At 59.5% G+C, this 22,771-nt stretch carries 19 protein-coding genes and 1 tRNA gene; 11 read left to right on the forward strand and 9 right to left on the reverse strand.

Annotated features, from left to right (window positions below):
* The first annotated feature begins 13 nt into the window (after positions 1-13).
* Genes AR306_RS11745 through AR306_RS11755 form a run of 3 tightly spaced genes read left to right on the forward strand, consistent with a single transcriptional unit; the run spans position 14 to position 3,996 of the window.
* Entirely contained in the window at positions 14-451 is a 438-nt protein-coding gene (locus AR306_RS11745) for a hypothetical protein (protein ID WP_101497735.1), read from the forward strand.
* On the forward strand, positions 448-3,216 hold the full coding sequence (locus AR306_RS11750; protein ID WP_101497736.1) for a KGGVGR-motif variant AAA ATPase: 2,769 nt from the start codon (positions 448-450) through the stop codon (positions 3,214-3,216). The genes AR306_RS11745 and AR306_RS11750 overlap by 4 nt, the downstream gene beginning before the upstream one ends.
* Positions 3,217-3,231: 15 nt before the next feature.
* Positions 3,232-3,996: an HNH endonuclease gene (locus AR306_RS11755; RefSeq protein ID WP_101497737.1), complete on the forward strand. Its 765-nt coding sequence runs from the start codon at positions 3,232-3,234 to the stop codon at positions 3,994-3,996.
* A 179-nt stretch (positions 3,997-4,175) separates the two neighbouring features.
* Here AR306_RS11755 and AR306_RS11760 read toward each other — a convergent pair.
* Positions 4,176-4,252, reverse strand: a tRNA-Met gene (locus tag AR306_RS11760).
* Between the two features lie 111 nt (positions 4,253-4,363).
* Here AR306_RS11760 and AR306_RS11765 point away from each other — a divergent pair.
* The 8 genes from AR306_RS11765 (at position 4,364) to purD (ending at position 14,441) form a co-directional block, all read left to right on the forward strand.
* Entirely contained in the window at positions 4,364-4,930 is a 567-nt protein-coding gene (locus AR306_RS11765; RefSeq protein ID WP_101497738.1) for a DUF3087 family protein, read from the forward strand.
* Positions 4,931-4,968: 38 nt separating this feature from the next.
* Positions 4,969-5,850 carry an archaetidylserine decarboxylase gene (gene asd / locus AR306_RS11770; RefSeq protein WP_101497739.1) on the forward strand — a complete coding sequence of 294 codons (882 nt, stop codon included), beginning with the start codon at positions 4,969-4,971 and terminating at the stop codon, positions 5,848-5,850.
* A 178-nt stretch (positions 5,851-6,028) separates the two neighbouring features.
* Positions 6,029-7,870, forward strand: coding sequence for a molecular chaperone (locus AR306_RS11775; RefSeq protein ID WP_101497740.1), 1,842 nt, complete (start codon positions 6,029-6,031; stop codon positions 7,868-7,870).
* Positions 7,871-7,988: 118 nt separating this feature from the next.
* Positions 7,989-10,055 (forward strand): EAL domain-containing response regulator, encoded by a 2,067-nt coding sequence (locus AR306_RS11780; protein ID WP_101498021.1) that lies wholly within the window; start codon positions 7,989-7,991, stop codon positions 10,053-10,055.
* A 57-nt stretch (positions 10,056-10,112) separates the two neighbouring features.
* The gene (gene dusB / locus AR306_RS11785; RefSeq protein WP_101497741.1) at positions 10,113-11,111 is read left to right on the forward strand and encodes a tRNA dihydrouridine synthase DusB; all 999 of its coding nucleotides are present in this window, start codon (positions 10,113-10,115) and stop codon (positions 11,109-11,111) included.
* A 16-nt stretch (positions 11,112-11,127) separates the two neighbouring features.
* Positions 11,128-11,415, forward strand: coding sequence for a DNA-binding transcriptional regulator Fis (gene fis, locus AR306_RS11790; RefSeq protein WP_101497742.1), 288 nt, complete (start codon positions 11,128-11,130; stop codon positions 11,413-11,415).
* A gap of 43 nt (positions 11,416-11,458) precedes the next feature.
* Entirely contained in the window at positions 11,459-13,066 is a 1,608-nt protein-coding gene (gene purH / locus AR306_RS11795) for a bifunctional phosphoribosylaminoimidazolecarboxamide formyltransferase/IMP cyclohydrolase (RefSeq protein WP_101497743.1), read from the forward strand.
* A gap of 79 nt (positions 13,067-13,145) precedes the next feature.
* Positions 13,146-14,441 carry a phosphoribosylamine--glycine ligase gene (gene purD, locus AR306_RS11800; RefSeq protein WP_101497744.1) on the forward strand — a complete coding sequence of 432 codons (1,296 nt, stop codon included), beginning with the start codon at positions 13,146-13,148 and terminating at the stop codon, positions 14,439-14,441.
* Positions 14,442-14,593: 152 nt separating this feature from the next.
* Here the strand turns inward: purD and AR306_RS11805 are convergent, their stop codons facing one another.
* From AR306_RS11805 to rnr, 8 genes are all read right to left on the reverse strand, one after another.
* Positions 14,594-15,460 (reverse strand): DMT family transporter, encoded by an 867-nt coding sequence (locus tag AR306_RS11805; RefSeq protein ID WP_101497745.1) that lies wholly within the window; start codon positions 15,458-15,460, stop codon positions 14,594-14,596.
* Positions 15,461-15,587: 127 nt separating this feature from the next.
* Positions 15,588-16,982, reverse strand: coding sequence for a replicative DNA helicase (dnaB, locus tag AR306_RS11810; protein ID WP_101497746.1), 1,395 nt, complete (start codon positions 16,980-16,982; stop codon positions 15,588-15,590).
* A 141-nt stretch (positions 16,983-17,123) separates the two neighbouring features.
* A complete protein-coding gene (rplI, locus tag AR306_RS11815; RefSeq protein ID WP_101497747.1) occupies positions 17,124-17,576 on the reverse strand; it encodes a 50S ribosomal protein L9 in 453 nt (150 codons plus the stop codon).
* A 23-nt stretch (positions 17,577-17,599) separates the two neighbouring features.
* A complete protein-coding gene (locus tag AR306_RS11820) occupies positions 17,600-18,496 on the reverse strand; it encodes a YybS family protein (protein ID WP_101497748.1) in 897 nt (298 codons plus the stop codon).
* 34 nt (positions 18,497-18,530) lie between these two features.
* Complete coding sequence (gene rpsR, locus AR306_RS11825; RefSeq protein ID WP_101497749.1) at positions 18,531-18,761, reverse strand: 30S ribosomal protein S18; 231 nt, start codon at positions 18,759-18,761, stop codon at positions 18,531-18,533.
* Between the two features lie 28 nt (positions 18,762-18,789).
* The gene (gene rpsF, locus AR306_RS11830; RefSeq protein WP_101497750.1) at positions 18,790-19,227 is read right to left on the reverse strand and encodes a 30S ribosomal protein S6; all 438 of its coding nucleotides are present in this window, start codon (positions 19,225-19,227) and stop codon (positions 18,790-18,792) included.
* A gap of 293 nt (positions 19,228-19,520) precedes the next feature.
* Positions 19,521-20,261 carry a 23S rRNA (guanosine(2251)-2'-O)-methyltransferase RlmB gene (gene rlmB, locus AR306_RS11835; protein WP_101497751.1) on the reverse strand — a complete coding sequence of 247 codons (741 nt, stop codon included), beginning with the start codon at positions 20,259-20,261 and terminating at the stop codon, positions 19,521-19,523.
* Complete coding sequence (gene rnr / locus AR306_RS11840) at positions 20,254-22,698, reverse strand: ribonuclease R (RefSeq protein WP_101497752.1); 2,445 nt, start codon at positions 22,696-22,698, stop codon at positions 20,254-20,256. The genes rlmB and rnr overlap by 8 nt, the downstream gene beginning before the upstream one ends.
* Positions 22,699-22,771: the final 73 nt, after the last annotated feature.

Consider the following 22,771-nt stretch of genomic DNA (forward strand, 5'->3'; position numbering starts at 1 on the left):
TATTGGAGTAACAATGAGCATCCCCTTCACCGATCGTGAACTAACCCGCGCCTGGCGCCAGCTGCGGCAAACAGCCTTGCCGCTGGCAAATCAAGGCCGCAACAATGCGCACCGGCTGCTGTTGTTTTACGCGGTGGAGTGTGGGCTAAAAGCTGTCTGGCTGAAACGTAAAAATCAGACGCTTTTTACCAAAGAAGACATCCAGCAAACGGGGCACGACCTGTCCAGAACGCTGGATCAGCTCAAGGCTGGAAAAGGGTTAAGCTTGCCCCAGCACGTTCAGCTGCCGGCAGTGAAAGATACGCACAATCAGACAATTCCACGTAATGGCGGCGCAGATATTCTGCACCAGGCCTGGCGTTATGGCGGAATGTGCCAGTTGCCAAACGATACCGCCTGCGAACAACAGTTGGAGCAGGTTATGGAATGGATCAACGGAGAGCTGCAATGAATACACCCCATTATTCGTCCATGCGTTTGCTGACCTGGCTGGACGTTGAGCGCAGCCTCAAGCAAGTCACCCACCTGTGGAACCAGATGCCGGTGGGCGTTGTGGCCGTGGACTGCTTTGCTTCCGGCATGGATGTTTACTACAGCGCTGACGAGGCGGTGGTGGATGACTGGCTGCAAGGGGTTTTTGGCCGCCTGTACAGCAAAGAACAACGGGACATCCAGCTAAAAATCGGCAGCAGTCGCTATCCGGTTACCCTGATTCAGGATGATGCCATGCAGCCCGCACCGGCGGCTGGTTATCCGCTGTGGAAGGATGTGGTTTATCTAGCCGGTATTGATTCGCAGGAAGACGCAGACAATCAGATAGCCGAACCTGACGCTAGCAGCTATGCAGGTACTAACAAGATAGCGCCCGAGAGCCTGAAAACCGGGCCGGATTTGGTGTCTTTCCATTCGTTTAAAGGTGGCGTTGGGCGCACCAGCGCCCTGATGACCTATGTGGCAGCCTGTTTTGCCGAACCCACCAGCGGCCCCAAGAAGATTTTGGTGATTGATGCCGACCTGGAAGCGCCCGGCGTTAGCTTCTGGCTGGAAACCTCCAACAAGCCTGATGTGTCCTTTGTGCAGTTACTGGAGGCCTTGCACTATCCGCCAACCGGCGTAGACGATGTGCTGGACTATTTTGCCAACGAATTGAAAAAGACTTCTTATAGCGTTAGCGGGCTGGAGCGCGAGGTGTTTGTGTTGCCTGCGGCGCTGCACTTGAGTGAAATTCAGGACATGCCGGTTGCGCCCGAGCATCTGGCACGCAACCCGGCCAATCCCTGGCAGCTGACGGATCATTTGCATGCGCTGGGCCAACGCTTGGGTGTGGATGCCGTGTTTATCGACCTGCGTGCCGGCTTGAGCGAGCTGGCCAGCCCGCTGTTGTTTGACCCGCGAATTGACCATTTTTTTGTGACCACGGTTGCGCCCCAGTCGGTGTTTGGCATGGCCGAGGTTTTGCGCCGCCTGTATGCCTATAACAGTCGGCTGGATGAAACCATGCAGGAGCGGGCGCGACCTACCGTAATACTGAGTTTGCTGACCGACGAGTTGCGCAAGATGGAGCATTACCAGAATGCACGCGAACTGCTGGGTGCGGCCTATCCCACATCTGACCCCTTGGTACAGCAAATTCAGTGGCTGGAGGCCGATTTCAATAACAGCCTGATGTCGATCGGCTCGCTGGAAGAAGCACTGCGCCGCCTGAAAGAGTCCACTCCACTGTTTGCTGATGCCATGGACTGGGCGCAGGCGCTGTATGCGGTGCAGACCGCCTTGCCGCTTGATAGCACAAAACCTCACGCACTGGAGGGTCCAAACCGTCAGCAACTGGCTAACGAGTTGCACGAGGTGTGTAAAAAAGCGGCCTTTGCCGAGGGCTCGGATCTGGGACACCTCTTGGCGATTGAACCATTACTTAATTTGGGCAAGCACTTTGCCAAAGAACTGCCCGCCACTTTGATGATTGGCGCCAAAGGCGCAGGCAAGACATTTACCTTTCGCCAGTTGGTACACAGCGAAAACTGGCCGGCGTTTCTGGCCAAGCTGGGTTTTGAACCTGCCGATACGCTGGATGCCTCTGTTTTTCCGGTGTTGTGGTCTACCAATATCGGCCATGACTCGGATGGGGAAATCCGCATGGCTCAAGCTCATGCCTTGCAGGAACTGAGCCTGCCTGATAGCGACCTGTTTGCTGCCAGCCATCTTGACAGGCAAATCAAGACAAAGCTGCAGACTCCGCCTTCCCATTGGGATGACTTCTGGGACGAGGTAATAACCCGTCAGTTTGGCGTGCAATCGGGTGGACTGGATGCGCTGAACAATCTGCTACGCGCCCAAAATAAACGCCTGGTGCTGGCCTTTGACGGTATCGAGGATGCTTTCACTGAAGCCGGCAAGGAGCCGGCCAATGCAGCCATTGAATCTTTGCTGAAACTGCCTAACCGCATCAAGGAACTGGCCGATTCACACCTGGGTGTAATCGTGTTTGTACGGGTGGACTATGTGCAGGATGTCGTCAGGCAAAACTTTGCCCAGATGCTGAGCCGCTATGAGCCGTTCCGCCTGCACTGGAACGCAGAAAGCTTTTTGCGGCTGGCTTACATGCTGAGCTGCCAGACTGGCCTGTATCAGCAACACAAACCGGCAGAAGCCCTTGGCCTTGAAGAGCTCAAGCGTGAGCTGGAGCGACTTTGGGGCAAAAAACTCGGCTCGGAAAAATCCAAGGAAGCCCTCTCGGCACGCTGGGTGTATGCAGCGCTGTGCGACCTGAAGGGCAACGTGCAAGCCCGTGACCTGGTGCGCTTTTTGAAGTTTGCTGCTGAAATTGAAAAAGGTCGCACAGGGCAAAGCTGGAATGACCGGTTGCTTGCTCCTGAATCCATGCGTAAAGCCATCAGCTTTTGTAGCAGTGAAAAGGTTGACGAAGCCAAGGCGGAAATTAGTGTGCTGCGTAACTGGGTTGACGACATGGAGGCTCAATCGCTACGTAACATCAAGGTTCCATTCAGCGCCGAACAAGTAGGGCTCGACTCAAAAGCGCTGAAATCCCTGAAAGACCTGGGCGTAATTTACGAAGACATGGACAGCAAACACGCTGATGATCGCCTGTATGTGCCTGAAATTTACCGTTATGGGCTGGGCTTTGAAACGTCTGCCACCGGGCGACCACGCACTCAAGCGCTACTTAAGAAAAATATCGGCACCATCCCGCTGTAACCAGGAGCTTTGATTGTGAATCCGCTACACGCCACCCTGATCGCCAAAGCCGGTTACGACAACGGCTTTGAAAATGCTGTTGAGCAGGCTGGGCAGGCAGTAATGCTCAGCTCGGCGCGGCATACGTCCAGCCTGCGTATTGCCAGCGAGTCGGGCGGCTATCAGGTTGAGGTACTGCTGGGTACACAGGCGCTGCGGCATGAGCTTGAGCGGGAGTTTGCTGGGGGCGTGCCGCAGGAAACTTTTCAGTGCGCGGATGAATCCCGTCTGCATGCGTTTTTAAGCCGCGCTGCTGCGCTGTCTCGCTCGTTACCCAGCCAGGCGGCGGATGACTACCAAAACGAACTGGCGGCAGAGCTTGGGCAGCTGCCACAACATTTACATGGCACCGAGGTTGAGCGTCTGGTGCGCCAGCGTATTGGCCAGGACAAATACCGCAATGCCATGCTGGATTACTGGGATGGTGCCTGTGCAGTAACCGGCATCCACATTCCCGAACTGCTGCGTGCCAGTCACGCCAAGCCCTGGGCAGAGTGCGCCAGCGATGCCGAGCGGCTTGATGTGTTCAACGGCTTTTTGCTGGCAGCCCACTTGGACGCGTTGTTTGACCGCTTTCTGATCAGCTTTGACGCACAAGGCAAAATCATGTTTGCCAATGCCCTGGAGGCTGTGCAGCTGCAGACTATTGGAGTGACGACCGAACTGAATCTGCGCCGTATCGAGCCACGGCATGAGCCGTATTTGCAGTGGCACAGAAAGCAGTTGGGCAGCCGTCTTTGAGTGCAGTTCAGCGCTTTGGGATCCTGTTGATCAGGAAAAGCTTTAAGGTCATTTTCGGGGGATCTGGAGTACCTGATGTGGGGGGCACACAGGCGTCACAGAACTGTCACAGAGAGTTTTCGAGAAGTCAGAAACAAAAAAGGCGAATCAGTAAGTCACTGATTCGCCTTTGTTTTGTCTGGTTGCGGGAGCAGGATTTGAACCTACGACCTTCGGGTTATGAGCCCGACGAGCTACCAGACTGCTCCATCCCGCGCCGGCCATTATAGGGATTAAATCAGGGCCGTCAAGCGCTTTTCCATACCTTTCTGTTATTCACGGGTTTTCTGCTATCATGCCCCGCTTTAAGCCATCCATTCTCTTCTCCATGAAAGCGACCCTAAACCCCACCCCCGCCTTCCGCCTGGAAGAGCGCAATCCCGAAGCATTCCGTGCGGCGACCCGCAAAGCATCAATCCGCATCATTGTGGTCTTTGCGCTGTCGGCAATGCTGTTGTCCACACTTCTGGTCAGTTTTTTCGGAGACAGTGCCGGCGACAACTTCAAATGGAACCTGACCGGCGTGATCCTGGGCCTGCTGCTGACGGCAGCGCTGGTTGGCGGCCTGTTTCGCAAGCAACAGTGGATGGATGCCTCGGTATATGGCTGGCGCCTGAAACGCAGCCTGATGAGCATCACCAACCAGATGCACCAGCTGAAGGCTGCCGTGGCCCGGCACGACCCGCAAGCCATGCTGCTGCTGCGCTTTTATCACCTGGCGCTGCACCAGATGCACCAGCTGGATGGCAACTCCAGCGGGGCCAGCGACCTGGTGCAGGAAATGAACCTGCACGCCGATGCCATGACTGCCATGCAGCTTGAGCTGGAACAACCCGAACTCAATCCCGACTGGCTTGCCCATCTCAAAAGCCTGCCCGGACAAAAAAATACATGACCGGCCCGGCCGGCATTATCTCCTGACAAGGACCAAGCATGACCCTTAGCCAACGCATTTTCATCATCCTGCAATACCTGCTGCCCCACCACACCCTGTCACGCCTGATCGGCTGTGTCGCCAACTGTCGGCACAGCGGTTTCAAGAATGCGCTGATCGGCTGGTTCATCAAGCGCTACAACGTCGACATGGGCCAGGCTGTGCGCCAGCAGCCGGAAGACTATCTGCATTTCAACGATTTTTTCACCCGTACCCTGGTGGACGGCGCACGTCCGGTTGACGACAACAGCGCCAGCATTGTCAGCCCCGCCGACGGAGCCATCAGTCAGCTCGGTGCCATCGAGCACGGCCGGATCTTCCAGGCCAAGGGCCACGACTACAGCCTGTACGAATTGCTGGGCGGTGACAGCGAGCGGGCCAAACCTTTCCAGGACGGCCAGTTTGCCACCATTTACCTGTCGCCCCGGGATTACCACCGGGTACACATGCCGCTGGCCGGCACCCTGAAAGAGATGGTGTATGTGCCGGGCAAGCTGTTTTCCGTCAACCGGACCACGGCAGAGAACGTGCCCGCCCTGTTTGCCCGCAACGAACGGGTAGTTTGCATTTTTGACACGGCAGCCGGCCCCATGGCCGTGGTACTGGTGGGTGCCATGATTGTCGCCAGCATCGAAACCGCCTGGGCCGGCGAAGTGGCACCGGCCCGTCGCCGCCTGCAAGTCCATGACTACAGCGAGGCCGGCCGCCAGCCGGTCAGCCTGGCCAAGGGCGAGGAGATGGGGCTGTTCAAGCTGGGTTCCACCGCCATCGTCCTGTTTGGCCCGGAGGTTGCTTCCTGGAGTGAAACCCTGCAGGAGGGGTCGGCCGTCAGCATGGGGCAGGCCATGGGCCAGCTGCACGCTGCCGTAACCGGGGCCTGATGATTGCCATTGTCTGGCAACAGGTTTCTGTCGATCCTGGCACCATGCCCGCTACCGGAGCGGACAAACAGGGCCCGCGTTGATATGCCTGGCAATAAACCGGAGCATGTCTGTGCACGAAGATGGCGTTTTGCCTTAAACTGGTGATCAACCGAATCTGGAAGAGGCGGTTCCGACCATGAATCAACAATCCGCGCTGGTATCACAAGGTGCCGCTCCGGCTGCCGTTACGCGCCAGCTGTCGTTTTGCAAAACGACAGCACGTGACCTGGCCGCCTGGTTGCGCAGCTTGCCCAAAGCCAATACTGGCGAATATTCCCGCCAGCTCTATATGGCCCTGAACGAACTGAGCCGTCTGCAGGCGGCTCCGGAGCTGCGTATCCAGTTACTGGAGCAGCTGCGCCCGGAAGTTGCCCTGATCACCAAGCAGCTGGAAACAAACCATCTACTCAACAGCGTGATTCTCAACGCCCGCGCCAACAAGGTCGCCACGCTGTGCCATACCCTGCAGAACCACCTGACCAGCGGCTACAAGCAGGCCGCGGCAGACCTGCAGGGTAAAAAAAGCGGCCTGCTGGCGCTTGCCATTCAGCGCACCCTGCACGGGTTGTTTACCTCCCTGGCCCGCGCCCACCTGACCTACCGCAATGTACCCCGGGGGCTCTGGTTTGAAGCCCACCAGATGTACCGCCTGACAGCCCATTACGGCCTGCAGAAACAGAAAGTCAAGGACCCGCTACTGAGCCCGGGCGAGGAGCTGACGCTGGAGCAGGCCTACTGCTGCTCACTGTTGCTGGGCTGCGCCCCGGCCAACCAGATGCGCCAGTCCGACATCAAGACGCTGGTGGATGCCCTGCCCCGCTGGAGCCGGCTGGCCATCCTGCAGGATATTGAACAAGCGGATTCGCTGTTTGCCGTTGCGTTGACAACCGATACGGTTCCGCGTTACCGGGCGCTACTGAACCTTGCCGGTCGCAGCCATATCCTGGGGTTAAACACCAGCCGCCTGACGGATGCCATCCTGACAACCCTGTCGGCCCGGCAGCCCGACAGCGAACAACAACCCAGCCCGCTGATTGACCCAGGAGTATCTTCTTCACTGCTGCAACTGCTGGCATGTGCCTGGGGCAACATTGCCAAGCGTGGTTTCCCGCGCACCACCTCCACCGAAACACTCCAGCTGGTGCTGGGCATGAGCTCGGTTCACTATCAGCTATCGGGCAACACGCCCTTTGAAGAAACCCTCAACCTGCCGGCGGCAACGACCACTCTCGAATTGTCCACTGACACTGGCGGCATTGAGCAGGACATCTGGGCGCAAGCGGCTGACGTGCTCCCTGACGGCACATCATTCAATGGCGAGATCCACTATATTCCGCCCAAGAAACAGGCCGAGCTGGCGCGCGAAGAGGAAGAACAGACCAGAGAGAAGCTCCGCCAGCACAATGCAGCGCTGTATCCGGTCCTGGAAGCCCGCATTGTCAACCGGAGCCCCGGCGGTTATTGCCTGGAATGGCCGGTGCAGGCCCCCGCCAACCTGCAAACCGGCGATATTCTTGCCGTGCGCAAGGACGCTTCACATGACTGGTCGGTTGCCACCATTCGCTGGATTCGCCAGAACGACCAGACCGGAGCACAAATCGGCGTCGAGATCATGGCACATCGTGCCGCGCCCTGCGCTGCCCGGCTGCTGCGCTCGGGCAAGGCGGCCAGCGACTATTTACGCGCCCTGCAAGTGCCCGCAATCAGCGGCATAGCACGCCCGGCCCAGATCATTACTGCCAGAATTCCTTTCCGGGAAGGCTGCACCGTCACACTGAACACCCTGGGAGAAGAGACCCGGATCATCCTCGGCCGGCAGGTAGAGCAAACTGCCAGCTGCAGCCTGTTCGAATATGTTACGGTCAAGGCGGCAACGAAAAACCAAAGTCCGGCGACGGCAAGTCCTGCACCTGGTGCCGGTGATCATGCTAAAGTGAACGACCCCGAGGATTTCACCTCCCTGTGGGATCATTTATAACCCAGATTCTAGAGACGGCCACAGCACAGCAGGCCCGGCAATGACAGGGGCAAACCGGCACACGCCACTGCACCTGTTGCTTGCCATGCGGCCTGGCTGTGATGTGCAAACGGTATTTATGGCTATTGAACGCAAAGCGGTACGACTACTGATTCTTGAAGACTCGCAAAACGAGGCCGAACGCATTGTCAGCCTGTTTCGCAACGCCGGCCTGCCCACCCGGGTACACCGGGCGGGCAATCCGGAGTCCCTGTCGGAGGCCCTGGGCAAGCCCTGGGACCTGTGCATTGCAGCGTTCGACTGCGAACTGTTGCCACCATTGACCGCCATGCGCATGCTGCAGAAAACCGAGCGCGACCTGTCTTTTATCCAGATCGTCGCCGAGCCCGACTCCGACCTGATAGTCGAAGCGCTGCAACAGGGCGCCCAGGATGCCGTTCCCCGCGGCGAAGACCAGCACCTGCTGATGGTGGCGCAGCGCGAACTGACCAGCCTGCAGGAACGCCGTGCGCGTCGCGCGGCAGAAGCGGCCTTGCACGAAGCTGAAAAACGTTGCCAATTGCTGCTCGACAGCTCGATCGATGCCATTGCCTATGTGCATGACGGCATGCATATCTATGCCAACCGCGCCTACCTCAAGCTGTTCGGTTATCGCTGTCCGGACGATCTGGAAGGCACCCCCATGACCGACCTGATCGCACCCGGCGACCAGGCCGGCTTCAAGGATTTCCTGCGCAACTACCGCAGCGAAACCGATTCGGCAGACTTCCAGTGCAGCGGTATCAACACCAGCGACGAGAGCTTTGATGCCAAAATCAGCTTTTCGCCGGCCATGTACGATGGTGAGCCCTGCGTCCAGGTCGTGATCCGCACCGACAGCGACAACGCTGAACTGGAACAGAAACTCAAGGCCATCAGCAGCCAGGATCTGGCCACCGGCCTGTTCAACCGCCAGCGTTTTCTCGAACTGCTGAGTGCAGCCAGCGAGCGTGCGGTCAATGGCGGCGAGAGCGCCAGCCTGGCCTATATCAAGATCGACAACTACAACCGGTTGACCACCGAACTCGGCATTGCCGGCATTGATCTGCTGCTGGCTGATCTGGCACAAACCGTCCGCCAGGGCCTGAGCAAGGACACCCAGCTGGCACGTCTGGCCGACAACGTTTTCTGTGCCCTCAAATCAGGCGCATCACCCGAACAGCATCAACCGGAGCTGGCGGAATTACTGAAAACTGTAGCCGGCAAACTGTTTGAAATTTCCGGTCGTACCGCACAAACCACCCTGTCCATTGGCGTGGCCGCCATCAGCGAAAAAACCGGAAAACCGGCCGATGCCCTGGACCGTGCACGGCGCAGCAGCGAAGAAGACAGCGCAGGCAATCACCTGCACGTGCACAACCCGGCAGACGAACTGGCTGCCTCGGCCAACCGCAGCAATATCACCGCTATGATTCAGCACGCGCTGGAAACCAATGGTTTCCGTCTGCTGTTCCAGCCCGTGATCAGCCTGCGGGGTGATCATGACGAGCTGTACGAGGTGCTGTTGCGCCTGGTCACTCCGCAAGGCGAAGAGGTACCACCGAACGACTTCCTGAACGCCGCGATCAGCGCCGGTCTGGCCGAGAAAATCGACCGCTGGGTGTTGCTCAACGCCATCAAGCTGCTAACCCAGCACCGCGCCAAGGGGCACAAGACCACCTTGTTCGTACACCTGTCCAGTGCCAGCCTGCAGGACATGTCGCTGCTTGCCTGGCTGGCCATGGCGCTCAAGGCCGCCCGGCTGCCCGCCGACTCGCTGATCCTGCAGATCCGTGAAACCGACGCCATCACCCATCTCAAACAGGCCAAGGAACTGGTCGACGGCCTGCGCGACCTGCACTGCCAGATCGCACTGGGCCAGTTTGGCTGCGCGGTCAACCCGTTCAACACCCTGAACCATCTGAATGTCGACTATGTGAAAATCGACGGCTCCTTCACTGGCGAGCTGCACGAGCAGGCCAACCAGGATGCGCTCAAGGAAATACTGGCCGCCCTGCATGCGCAGGCCAAACAGACCATCGTGCCTTTCGTGGAAAGTGCCAGCATCCTGTCAGTACTCTGGCAGGCAGGCGTCAACTACATCCAGGGGCACTACCTGCAAGGCCCCAGCACCGCCATGGACTATGACTTCGGCGCCAACAACTGATCCCGCCCATGGCAGCCGCACCCCGCGCCTGCCATGCCCGCACTTATCGAGGTTTGCATGCCCGCTTTGAACATTGGCACTGTCCGGCTGGCCAACAACCTGATTCTGGCCCCCATGGCCGGCATCAGCGACCGTCCGTTTCGTGAACTGTGCCGTCACTTTGGTGCCGGCATGGCAGTCGCTGAAATGGTTACCAGTGACACCCGCCTGTGGGACAGCCGCAAATCCAGCCTGCGCCTGGTCAACGATGATGACCAGGAACCACGCTCGATCCAGATTGCCGGCTCCGAGCCGGAACAGATGGCCGAGGCTGCACGCGGCTGTGTCGCACTGGGCGCGCAGATCATCGATATCAACATGGGGTGCCCGGCCAAGAAAGTCTGCAACAAGGCTGCCGGCTCGGCATTGCTGAAAGACGAACTGCTGGTTGCGCAAATCCTGCACGCCGTTGTCACTGCGGTGACGGTGCCGGTCACCCTGAAGATCCGTACCGGCTGGGATACGGAAAACCGCAACGCACTGCGCATCGCCCGCATTGCCGAACAGGAAGGCATACAGGCGCTGGCCATCCATGGCCGCACCCGTGCCGAACGTTTTAACGGTGTTGCCGAATACGACACCATCGCTGCCGTCAAACAGGCCATCGGCATCCCCGTGCTGGCCAATGGCGACATCGACAGCCCGCAAAAAGCCCGCTTTGTACTGGAGCACACCGGCGCGGATGGCCTGCTGATCGGCCGTGCTGCACGGGGCCGGCCATGGCTTTTCCGCGAGATGGGACACTATCTGGCCAGCGGCGAGTTGCTGCCACCGCTACCGCTGGGCGAAATGCAAGAGACCCTGACGCTGCATCTTGCTAGAATGCACGCTTTCTATGGCCCGGTCATGGGCGTGCGCATTGCACGCAAACACCTGGCCTGGTACCTGCAATGGTTACCTGATACCGGCGCATTTCGCAGCCGCTTCAACAGCCTCGACAATTCCGGTCTGCAATTGCAGGCCGTCAATGAGCTGTTCGAGCGCTTGCATGCGCAAGGCATTGAACATGCAGCATGAACACCGCCAGTAAACTATGGATACAAAAATCGTGAGTCTACATTCAAACCGCCCGGCGAGCGCGGCCACCGGCCAGCCGTTGAGCTTGCGTACCTGTGTGGAAATGACCCTGCACAACTACTTCACGCATCTGGATGGCACCGAGGTAACCAACGTTTACCAGCTGGTCCTCAATGAAGTGGAAGCCCCCCTGCTGGCCACCGTCCTGCAATACACCGGCGGCAACCAGAGCAAGGCCGCAGAGATCCTCGGCCTGAACCGTGGCACCCTGCGCAAGAAACTCAAAGAACACAACCTCTTGTAACTCTGTAGCTGCTCCGCGCAGCTGATTCAACCTGGAAAACCTGATGACTGACCAAACTGCCAAGACCCCCGTGCGCCGCGCGCTGATTAGCGTTTCCGACAAAAACGGCGTCGTCGACTTTGCCCGCGCCCTGAATCAACTGGGCGTGGAAATCCTCTCCACCGGCGGCACCTTCAAGCTGCTGTGCGACAACGGCATTCCCGCCGTGGAAGTGGCCGACTACACTGGCTTTGCCGAGATGATGGACGGCCGGGTCAAGACCCTGCATCCGAAAATCCACGGCGGCATCCTCGGTCGCCGCGACATCGACGGTGCAGTGATGGAGCAGCACGGCATCAAGCCGATCGATCTGGTGGCGGTCAACCTGTACCCGTTTGCCGCGACCGTGGCCAAAGACGGTTGCACCCTGCCCGACGCCATCGAGAACATCGACATCGGCGGCCCGACCATGGTGCGTAGCGCGGCGAAAAACCACAAAGACGTAGCCATCGTGGTCAATACTGCCGACTACGACGGCATTATTGCCGCCCTGAAAGACGGCGGCCTGAGCTACGCCCAGCGCTTCAGCCTGGCGCTGAAAGCCTTTGAGCACACCGCCGCCTACGACGGCATGATTGCCAACTATCTGGGCACCATCGACCAGCAAGCGCAAACCCTGTCCACCGAAGGCCGCAGCCTGTTCCCGCAGACCTTCAACAGCCAGTTCATCAAGGCGCAGGACATGCGCTACGGCGAAAACCCGCACCAGAACGCCGCCTTCTACGTGGAAGCCAACCCGGTCGAAGCCAGCGTTGCCACTGCGGTACAGATTCAGGGCAAGGAGTTGTCATTCAATAACGTGGCCGACACCGACGCCGCGCTGGAATGCGTGAAAAGCTTCGTCAAACCGGCCTGCGTCATCGTCAAGCACGCCAACCCCTGCGGCGTGGCCGTGGTGCCGGAAAATGAAGGCGGCATCCGCAAGGCCTATGACCTGGCCTACGCCACCGACAGCGAATCCGCCTTTGGCGGCATCATCGCCTTTAACCGCGAGCTGGACGGCGAAACCGCGCAAGCAATTGTCGAGCGCCAGTTTGTCGAGGTCATCATTGCCCCGTCAATTTCCGCCGCCGCCCGCGAAGTGGTCAGCGCCAAGGCCAATGTGCGCCTGCTGGAATGCGGCCAGTGGGACGCGCAGCGCGCCGCCGGCTGGGACTTCAAGCGAGTCAACGGTGGCCTGCTGGTACAGAGCCGCGATATCGGCATGATCACCGCAGACGACTTGAAAGTGGTCACGCAACGCGCCCCGACCGAAGCGGAAATCCACGACCTGATCTTTGCCTGGAAAGTGGCCAAGTTCGTCAAGTCCAACGCCATTGTCTACGCCAAAAACCGTCAAACCGTTGGCGTTGGTGCCGGCCAGATGAGCCGCGTCAACTCCGCGCGCATTGCCGCCATCAAGGCCGAACACGCCGGTTTGCAAGTCGAGGGGGCCGTGATGGCGTCCGATGCCTTCTTCCCGTTCCGCGACGGTATCGATAATGCGGCCAAGGTTGGCATCCGTGCCGTGATCCAGCCCGGTGGTTCCATGCGTGACGCCGAAGTGATCGCCGCCGCCGACGAGGCCGGCATCGCCATGGTATTCACCGGCATGCGCCACTTCCGCCATTAAGTACAAACTGACAAGTACAAGCCGGGTGGCGGGCGCAAGCGCCTGTCATTCAGCACTTCCTCCCTTATGAGGTCATTACATGAAAATTCTGATTATCGGTAACGGCGGACGCGAGCACGCCCTGGCCTGGAAAATTGCCCAGGACCCGCGCGTAGCCAAGGTATTTGTTGCTCCCGGCAACGCCGGTACCGCCACCGAAGCCAAGTGCGAAAACCTTAATATCGGCGTGCTCGAGCTGGACCGGCTGGCCGACTTTGCCGAACAGAACCAGGTCGCCTTGACCATCGTCGGCCCTGAAGCGCCGCTGGTGGCGGGCGTGGTCGACGCCTTCCGCGCCCGCAACCTGCCGATCTACGGGCCAACTCAAGCCGCAGCCCAGCTGGAAGGCTCCAAGGCCTTCACCAAGGACTTCCTCGCCCGCCACAACATTCCTACCGCCGGCTACGCCAACTTCACCGACGTGGAGCAGGCGCTGGCCTATGTACGCGAGCGCGGCGCCCCCATCGTGGTCAAGGCCGACGGCCTGGCTGCCGGCAAGGGTGTGATTGTTGCCATGACATTGCAGGAAGCTGAAGACGCGATCACCGATATGCTGGCCGGCAATGCCTTTGGTGACGCTGGTTCACGGGTGGTGATCGAGGACTTCCTCGACGGCGAAGAAGCCAGCTTCATCGTCATGGTTGACCACAACGGCAACGTGCTGCCCATGGCCACCAGCCAGGACCACAAGCGGGTAGGTGACGGCGATACCGGCCCCAACACCGGCGGCATGGGTGCCTACTCCCCTGCTCCTGTGGTCACCGACGAGGTCTATCAGCGGGTGCTGGACCAGATTATCTACCCGACCGTGCGCGGCATGGCCGCTGAAGGCAACGTCTACACCGGCTTCCTGTATGCCGGCCTGATGATCGACAAGGCGGGCAACCCGCAGATCATCGAGTACAACTGCCGCTTTGGCGATCCGGAAACCCAGCCGATCCTGGCCCGCCTGGAATCCAGCCTGGTACTGCTGCTGGAAGGCGCCATGGCCGGTGCACTGGACAAGATCGAAGCCCAATGGGACCCGCGCCCAAGCCTCGGTGTGGTGCTGGCCTCTGGCGGCTACCCGGCTGATGACTACCTCAAGGGCCAGGTGATCAGCGGGCTGGGTGAAGCCGCCAAACTGGACGGCAAGGTATTCCAGGCCGGCACCAGCCTCAAGGATGGCCAGATCATCAACAGTGGCGGCCGTGTGCTCTGTGCCACTGCGCTGGGTGATACCGTTGCTCAAGCACAGGCCAATGCCTACCGGCTGGCGGAAAAAATCAGCTGGGCAGGCTGCTTCTATCGCAAGGATATCGGCTACCGCGCCATCGAGCGTGAACGCAACGCCTGATCCTCCACGGCACAACTACAGGCCATGCAGCCCGCCGGCTGTGTGGCCTGTTTTGTTTCTGGCCCCGCGAGATAAAGCTCCACACTCCGCCCTGCCCGACAGCACCCTTGTGCAAGGGCAATACCTCAAGGTTTCGGCTGGCAACCCGGCGTTCACCTGCGCATTTGCAGCCAGCCCATCCACACCCCGCTGGCAATAATCACCGCCACACCGACCAGCGCCAGCGCGTCCGGCAGCTGGCCGAATGCAATCCAGCCAACCACACAGGCGCTGATGATCTGGCCATAGGTGAAAGGCGCCAATACTGCCGCCGTGGCATAGCGGAACGCCTGCGTCAGCAGCATGTGCCCGGCCATGGCCAGCACGCCCAGCCCCAGCAGCATGCCGATGTCCAGCGGAGCCAGCTGGCCAACAGTATCCAGCTGCAACAATGCAAAGGGGGTCAGCAACACCGCACCCACCAGCCCCGAATAAAAATTGCTGGTGGCAGGATGATCCTTACCGGCGAGCAGGCGGGTGAGCAGCTGGTAAAAAGCAAAGCACAGGGCAGCTGCCAGCGGGTACAGGATGGGCCAGACAAAGAGTTCACCACCAGGCCGCACCACCAGCAAAACCCCCAGCAAACCCAACCCTATGGCCAGCCACTGCACCTGCCGGACCTGTTCACGCAGTAGCAGCGCCGACAGCAGGGTGACAAACAGGGGCGCGAGGAAGATCACTGCGGTGGTTTCCGCCAGCGGAATATAACGCAGGCCGGAAATGATCAGGACGCCAACCGCCAGCAGGCTGACCCCACGCAGCAGCTGCAAGCCCGGACGGTAAGTATGGAACAGGCTGCGCCCCAGACTGGGCACAAACATAAGTGGCAACAGCACACTCTGCACGCAATAGCGCACCCACAGGATCAGCGGCACGGACAGGCTCAGGGCCAGATGCTTGGTCATGGCATCATGGCTGGCCAGTAACAGGCCGGATGCCAGGATCAGGGCAATGCCGGCCAGGATGTGATCAGGTTTCATTGAGCCGCCCTGTAATTAGCATGCTAACATTATAGCAAATAACAGCACCACCGCAGCAGGCGACACGCAGCCAGCCAGTTACCGGCGCGACACCGGCAAGGTCAAGAACCGGCCGCTACGCAGCGGCTCAGTCATCATGGAACTGGTACTCGCCTGGCGCCAGGTTGTCGAAGCGGGTGTAACGGCCATGGAACATCAGTCGTACGGTACCGATAGGGCCGTTACGCTGCTTGCCGATGATGATCTCGGCAATGCCCTTGTGTTCGGTTTCCGGGTGGTAGACCTCGTCCCGGTAAACAAACATGATTACGTCGGCGTCCTGCTCGATGGCGCCGGACTCACGCAGGTCGGAGTTGACCGGGCGTTTGTTGGGCCGTTGCTCGAGCGAGCGGTTGAGCTGTGACAGCGCCACCACCGGGCAGTCGAACTCCTTGGCCAGCGCCTTCAGCGAGCGCGAAATCTCGGAAATCTCGTTGGTACGGTTTTCACCAGCGCTGCCGCCGATCTGCATCAGCTGCAGATAGTCGACCATGATCAGGCCGATGGCTCCGTGCTCGCGGGCCACCCGGCGGGTACGCGCACGCATTTCCGTCGGGCTGATGCCGGCGGTATCGTCTATATGCAGCTTGGCACTTTGCAACAGCGAAACGGTCGAGGTCATTCGCGCCCAGTCATCATCATCCAGCTTGCCCGAACGGACCTTGCTCTGGTCGATGCGGCCCAGCGACGACAGCATACGCATGACCAGCGACTCCGCCGGCATCTCCAGCGAGAACACCAGCACCGTCTTGTCGCTGTTCATCACCGCATTTTCCACCAGGTTCATGGCAAAGGTGGTCTTGCCCATCGAGGGCCGGCCGGCAACGATCACCAGGTCCGCCGGCTGCAAACCACTGGTTTTGTCATCGAGGTCGGCAAAGCCGGTGGTCAACCCGGTGATCTGTGAATCGCTGTGAAACAGCGTATCAATGGTATCGACGGTTTTCAGCAGCACTTCCCGCAACGGAATCGGCCCGCCGGTTTTCGGCCGGGATTCGGCGATCTGGAAGATCTTGCGCTCGGCCTCGTCGAGAATTTCCTCGCCCTGGCGGCCTTGCGGCGAGTACGCCATGTCGGCAATTTCGTTACTGGCGCTAATCAGCTGGCGCAGGGTCGAACGTTCACGGATGATCCGCGCATAGGCCTGGATGTTGGCAACCGAGGGAATGTTGCTGGCCAGCTCGCCCAGATAAGCAATGCCGCCCACCTGGGCCAGGGTGCCCTCATTGTCGAGATGCTCGGACAGGGTCACCACGTCAAACGGCTGATTGCGCTCGGCCAGGGTGAAAATCGCACGAAAGATCAGGCGGTGGTCATGCCGGTAAAAATCCGCATCCACCAGCTGGTCACCCATACGCTCCCAGGCGTAGTTATCCAGCATCAACCCGCCAAGTACCGCCTGTTCCGCCTCGATGGAGTGCGGCGGCACCTTGAGTGCCACGGTTTCCAGATCATATTGCGGAGCAACTTCTATCTCATGCATAACTCTAGCCGTTAAAAACCTTCTCTTCATGCCCGGCGGGCAACAATGCGCTGCCCCGCATTGTAACGCCGGCACAGACAAAAAAGGCACCTGCCAACCGACAGATGCCTTTTTCTACCGCAAGACCGGACAAGCGGTGGCTTATTCGCCTTCGCCTGCAACGATCAGCTTGACCTCTGCATCCACTTCGGAGTGCAGCTGCAGCTTGATGTCGTACTCGCCGGTCTGGCGAATGGTGCCTTCCGGCAGACGCACTTCGCTCTTGGCCACTTCGATGCCGCTGGCAGTCAGGGCATCAGCGATGTCCTGGGTACCAATGGAACCAAACAGTTTGCCTTCCTCGCCAACATTGGCAGTGATGGTCACTACCAGTTCGTTGAGCTGGGCAGCACGGGCTTCGGCAGCAGCACGCTTCTCGGCGGCAATGCGCTCCAGCTCGGCACGGCGGGCTTCAAACTCGGCAATGTTGTCCGGAGTTGCAGCGGTCGCCTTGCCTTGCGGCAGCAGGTAGTTACGGCCGTAGCCGGCTTTTACAGATACTTTGTCGCCCAGGTTGCCCAGGTTTGCGACTTTTTCCAGCAGGATGACTTCCATTTGAGTCTCACCTCTTGAAGATATTATTCACCGTTGTCCGTGGGGCCCGCGTTGTTTTTGGACAACGCCCTGAGCCCACGAAAATCAAACACACTATCGGCCAGAGCCAAAATGATCAGAAGCGGATACAGCAGCTGCGCGAACAGGAACATCCCCACATAAAAACCGATCAGGGGAAACCGGCCCATGTTGTAACGTGCCACCACGCCATGCACCAGAGCGACTCCGGCCACCCCCAACGGGATTGCACACAGCGGCATGACCACTGCAGCCTGTGCGCTGAGGCGCGGCGCCAGCAGCATGCCCATCACCAGCAGGCCTGCAACGGCCGCCGGCAAACGGATACTGCGAAACTCCTGGCCGAAACCGCCCGGGTTGTACAGCAGTGCCTGCCAGTAGCGCGCCACCACCAGTGCGGCCAGAGCCAGCATCTGCGCCACTGCGGCCATCAGCCCGGTCAGTACCGGTCTGAGCAGCTCCAGCAGACGGGCTTGCGCCTCACCATCCAGTTGCTGCCAGGCTTCGTCAAACAGCCCGGGCATGCTTTCTTGCAACAGGCCGGCCAGCTGGTCAATGGAGTCGGCAAAGGTCACCGACAGTACCCAGGCAGAGCCCAGGCCCACCACCAGACTGGCCAACAGCACTCTGAGCCAGGATGCACTCTCGCGCAGCACCTGGGCCATGAGCAGACTGCCGCCAATCACCAGCAGTACATAGGGATCACCATACAGCGCCCAGACCACCGCCGGGACCAGTGCCCAGGCGATGATGCTGGCAGACTGTGCCAGCCCCTTGCGCAGCAGTACCAGGCTGGCACCGGCCGCGCTGAGCCAGAACAGCAAAGGCAGGGCCGCTGTCAGGCCAACCGCAAGGGCGGCCTGCCTGCGACCACGCATGATGTACTCGGCGAGTGCCCGCATGCCTGTCCGTATCCCGATTCCGATCAGCCGTCAATCAACGGTCGTGGCTGTCGGTGTATGGCAGCAGAGCCAGAAAGCGGGCGCGCTTGATGGCGGTGGCCAGCTGACGCTGATACTTGGCTTTGGTGCCGGTAATGCGGCTGGGTACAATTTTGCCGGTTTCGGAAATGTACGCTTTCAGGGTGTTGAGATCCTTGTAATCGATCTCCTGTACGCCTTCAGCGGTGAAACGGCAGAACTTGCGACGACGGAAAAAACGTGCCATGACTGTTGCTCCTCAATAAGTCCAGTGATTACTCGTCAGCGTCTTCGCTGTCGCTGTCTTCATCATCACCTTCGACTTCATCGTCGTCGGCATCATCGGCAGCTTCTTCGGTACGCTCACGACGCTCGCGGCGCTCGCTACGGCCTTCTTCGGCCTTGAGCATTTCGGACTGCTCGGTAACGGCTTCATCGCGACGGATGATCAGGTTGCGCAGGACAGCATCGTTGTAGCGGAAGCTGTCTTCCAGCTCGGCCAGAACCTTGCTGCTGCACTCAACGTTGAGCAGTACGTAGTGAGCTTTGTGGATGTCGTTGATGGAGTAAGCCAGTTGACGGCGGCCCCAGTCTTCATGGCGGTGAACCTTGCCACCGTCTTCTTCGATCAGCTTGGTGTAACGCTCTACCATGCCGCCGACCTGTTCGCTCTGGTCAGGGTGGACCAGGAACACGATTTCGTAATGACGCATAGATGCTCCTTACGGGTTGTAGCCTGCCGGGAGTTCCGGTCAGACAAGGAGTGGATAAAAGTCCTGTCGGCCGCGTTTTACACGGACAACAAGGGCGCACATTCTACCCGAGAGCCATGGCTTCCGCAATCAGCAAGCCCCTCGAAACAACAAAGGGCATCTGTAGGTGCGAATTCATTCGCACAAACACCGGCCACTTGCCCGGCCATACCGGACAATGTTCGAATGAATTCGAACCTACAGCAAGCTTGATCCCCGCGCTCCTTGTGGGTGCGAATTCATTCGCACAAAAATCAAACTCCCCTCTGCCGGCGGATCTCGAACAGGCAAACTCCGGTCGCTACCGACACGTTGAGGCTGCTGACCGAGCCCAGCATGGGCAGCTTGACCAGGTAATCGCAGTTTTCACGGGTCAGGCGGCGCATGCCCTTCCCTTCTGCGCCCATCACCAGCGCCAGCGGACCGGAAAGATCTTGCTGGTAAATGCTCGCCTCGGCCTCGCCGGCCGTACCGGCAATCCAGACTCCTTTCTTTTGCAAATGCTGCAAGGTACGCGACAGGTTGGTCACCGCCACCAGCGGTACCACCTCGGCCGCGCCGCAAGCCACCTTGCGCACGGTGGCGTTCAGCGTGGCGGACTTGTCCTTTGGAATGATCACCGCATGCACGCCGGCGGCATCGGCAGTACGCAGGCAGGCACCGAGGTTGTGCGGATCGGTGACACCATCAAGAACCAGCAGCAACGCCGGCTCGCCGATACGGTCCAGCAGCTCATCGAGCATGGCCTCGCCCCAGATCTGGCTGGGACTGACCATCGCCAGCACACCCTGATGCACACCCTCGATTTTTTCATCCAGCTCTCTGCGCTCGATGTCGCGCACCTCGATGCGGGCGGCCTGAGCCTGCTCACGTAGCGCTTCGATACTGACATCCTGCCGGCCTTTGGCCAGCAGCAACTGCTTGACCCGCTTCGGGTGGTGGGTCAGCAAGGCGCTGACCGCATGGATACCGTATACCTGTTCCAGATCATTCATAGTAGCCAGACTTCCTCGATTTGCTCACGGCCTTGCGCTTTTTGCCCTTGCTCTTCTCTGCGGCTGGTCCGGCCTTTTTTTCGGCCACTTTCTTGCCAGTCCTGCGCTCGTCCTTCTTCGCCGGCTTCTTGCCTCCCTTCTCAACCGCCGGAGCCGCCAAAGCGGTCCTGCGGGTGACCGGTGCAGAGTGTTCGGCAGCGCTCAGCTCGAAATCAATCTTGCGTTCGTCCAGATCAACCCGCGCCACCACCACCTCGATGCTGTCGCCCAGCCGGTAACTGCGTCCGCTGCGCTCACCCACCAACCGGTGATAGACCGCCTCGAAGTGGTAATAATCCGCCGGCAGCGCGGTGATGTGCACCATGCCCTCGACATAGATGTCGTTGAGCTCGACAAACAGGCCGAAACCGGTCACCGAGGTCACCACACCGCTGTAGGTCTCGCCAATGCGCTCGAGCATGAACTCGCACTTGAGCCAGGTCACCACATCACGGGTCGCCTCGTCGGCGCGGCGTTCGGTGGCCGATATTGCGGCACCGATGGTTTCCAGCCGGGGCAGGTCGTACGGATAGATCTTCGCCTTGGCCAGCGGGCCGGCACCGGCCCGTACCACATGCTCAGACTGGCGTTTGGAGCGGATCACGCTGCGCACCGCACGGTGGTTGAGCAGATCGGCGTAACGGCGGATCGGTGAGGTGAAGTGGGTATAGGTCTCATAATTGAGACCGAAATGACCAATATCGTCCGGGCTGTACTCCGCCTGGCTGAGCGAGCGCAACATGACGGTCTGGATCAGTTCGAAATCCGGGCGGTCATGCACCTGCTCCAGCAGGCGCAGATAGTCCCTGGGCGTCGGCGCTTGCTTGCCCTTGTTCAGGCTCAGCCCCAGTGTGGCGAGGAAACCCTGCAGTTTTTCCAGCTTGGCTTCCGGCGGGCCGTCATGAATGCGGTACAGGCCCGGCAATTTGTGGATGTGGAGAAAATCGGCCATGGCCACGTTGGCACACAGCATGCATTCCTCGATCAGCTTGTGGGCGTCGTTGCGCACGGTCGGCAGGATTTCCGCAATCTTGCGATCCTCGCCAAACACGATATAGGTTTCGCGAGTCTCGAAGTCGATGGCTCCACGCTGCTTGCGCTGCCTGGCCAGCGCCTGATACAGGCTGTACAGCTGCTGCAAATGCGGCACCAGCGTTTTGCGCTGTTTGTTGGCGGCCTTGCCTTCCTTGCTGTCCGGCTGCTCCAGGATGACACTGACTTCGTCATAGGTCAGGCGGGCATGTGAACGGATCACCGCCTCAAAGAAGCAGTAATCCTGAATCTTGCCATTGCGCGATACCTGAAGCTGGCACACCATGGCCAGCCGGTCCACATCCGGGTTGAGCGAACACAGGCCATTGGACAGCTCTACCGGCAGCATCGGGATCACCCGCTCGGGGAAATACACCGAGTTGCCTCGCACGGATGCCTCGGCATCCAGTGCCGATCCGACCTGGACATAATGGGACACGTCGGCAATCGCCACATACAGCTGCCAGCCACCCTGCCCCGGACGACTGGCCGGCTCGCAATAGACCGCATCATCGAAGTCGCGGGCATCAGCGCCATCAATGGTGACAAAGGGCAGCTCGCGCAAGTCGACACGCTTGAGCTTGTCCCGCTCGCTGACCTCACCCTTGAAGCGGGCCGCTTCTTTCAGTACTGCCTCGGGCCACTCGTGCGGGATATCGTAATTGCGGATGGCAACATCGATTTCCATGCCCGGCGCCATGTAGTCACCCAGCACCCTGACCACCTGCCCCTGTGCCGGCATGCGGGCGGTGGGCCAGTGGCTGATGCAGACTTCGACCAGCTGGCCGACATGCGCCCCGGCCGACATGCCCGGGGTGATGATGATTTCATGCTGCATGCGGGTATTGTCAGGAATGACAAAGCCCAGGCCATTTTCTTCCTGGTAACGGCCTACCAGGCTTTCGCGTGCGCGCTCGACCACTTCGGCCACCACGCCTTCCTTGCGGCCACGCTTGTCAAAGCCGGCCACGCGCACCAGTACGCGGTCACCGTGGAAGACAGTGCGCATTTGCACCGGGCTGAGAAAAATGTCCTCGCCTTCACCCTCGGGCAGCAGCCAGCCAAAACCGTCACGGTGACCCTGCACCCGGCCCGCCACCAGGTCCAGCTTGTCGACCGGGGCATAGGCTCCACGGCGGGTATAAACGACTTGCGCATCACGCTCCATGGCACGCAGACGACGACGAATGGCCTCGATATCATCCTCTTCGCACAGGCCGAATTCGGCGCAGAGCTGTTCACGGGAGGCTGGCGCACCACGTTCGGCCAGGTGTTGCAAAATCAGGGTGCGACTTGGAATCGGGTTTTCATATTTTTGCGCTTCTTGCGCGGCTTCGGGGTCTTGCCCCCGCCATTTGGCTTTCAAAATTTTTCTATCCTTTAGACTTTTACAAAAATTGCCTGAAGTTTTTTGCCTCAGGGCTTTACAAACGCATTCC

This window comes from Thiopseudomonas denitrificans (genome assembly GCF_002866065.1).
GTDB lineage: Bacteria > Pseudomonadota > Gammaproteobacteria > Pseudomonadales > Pseudomonadaceae > Thiopseudomonas > Thiopseudomonas denitrificans.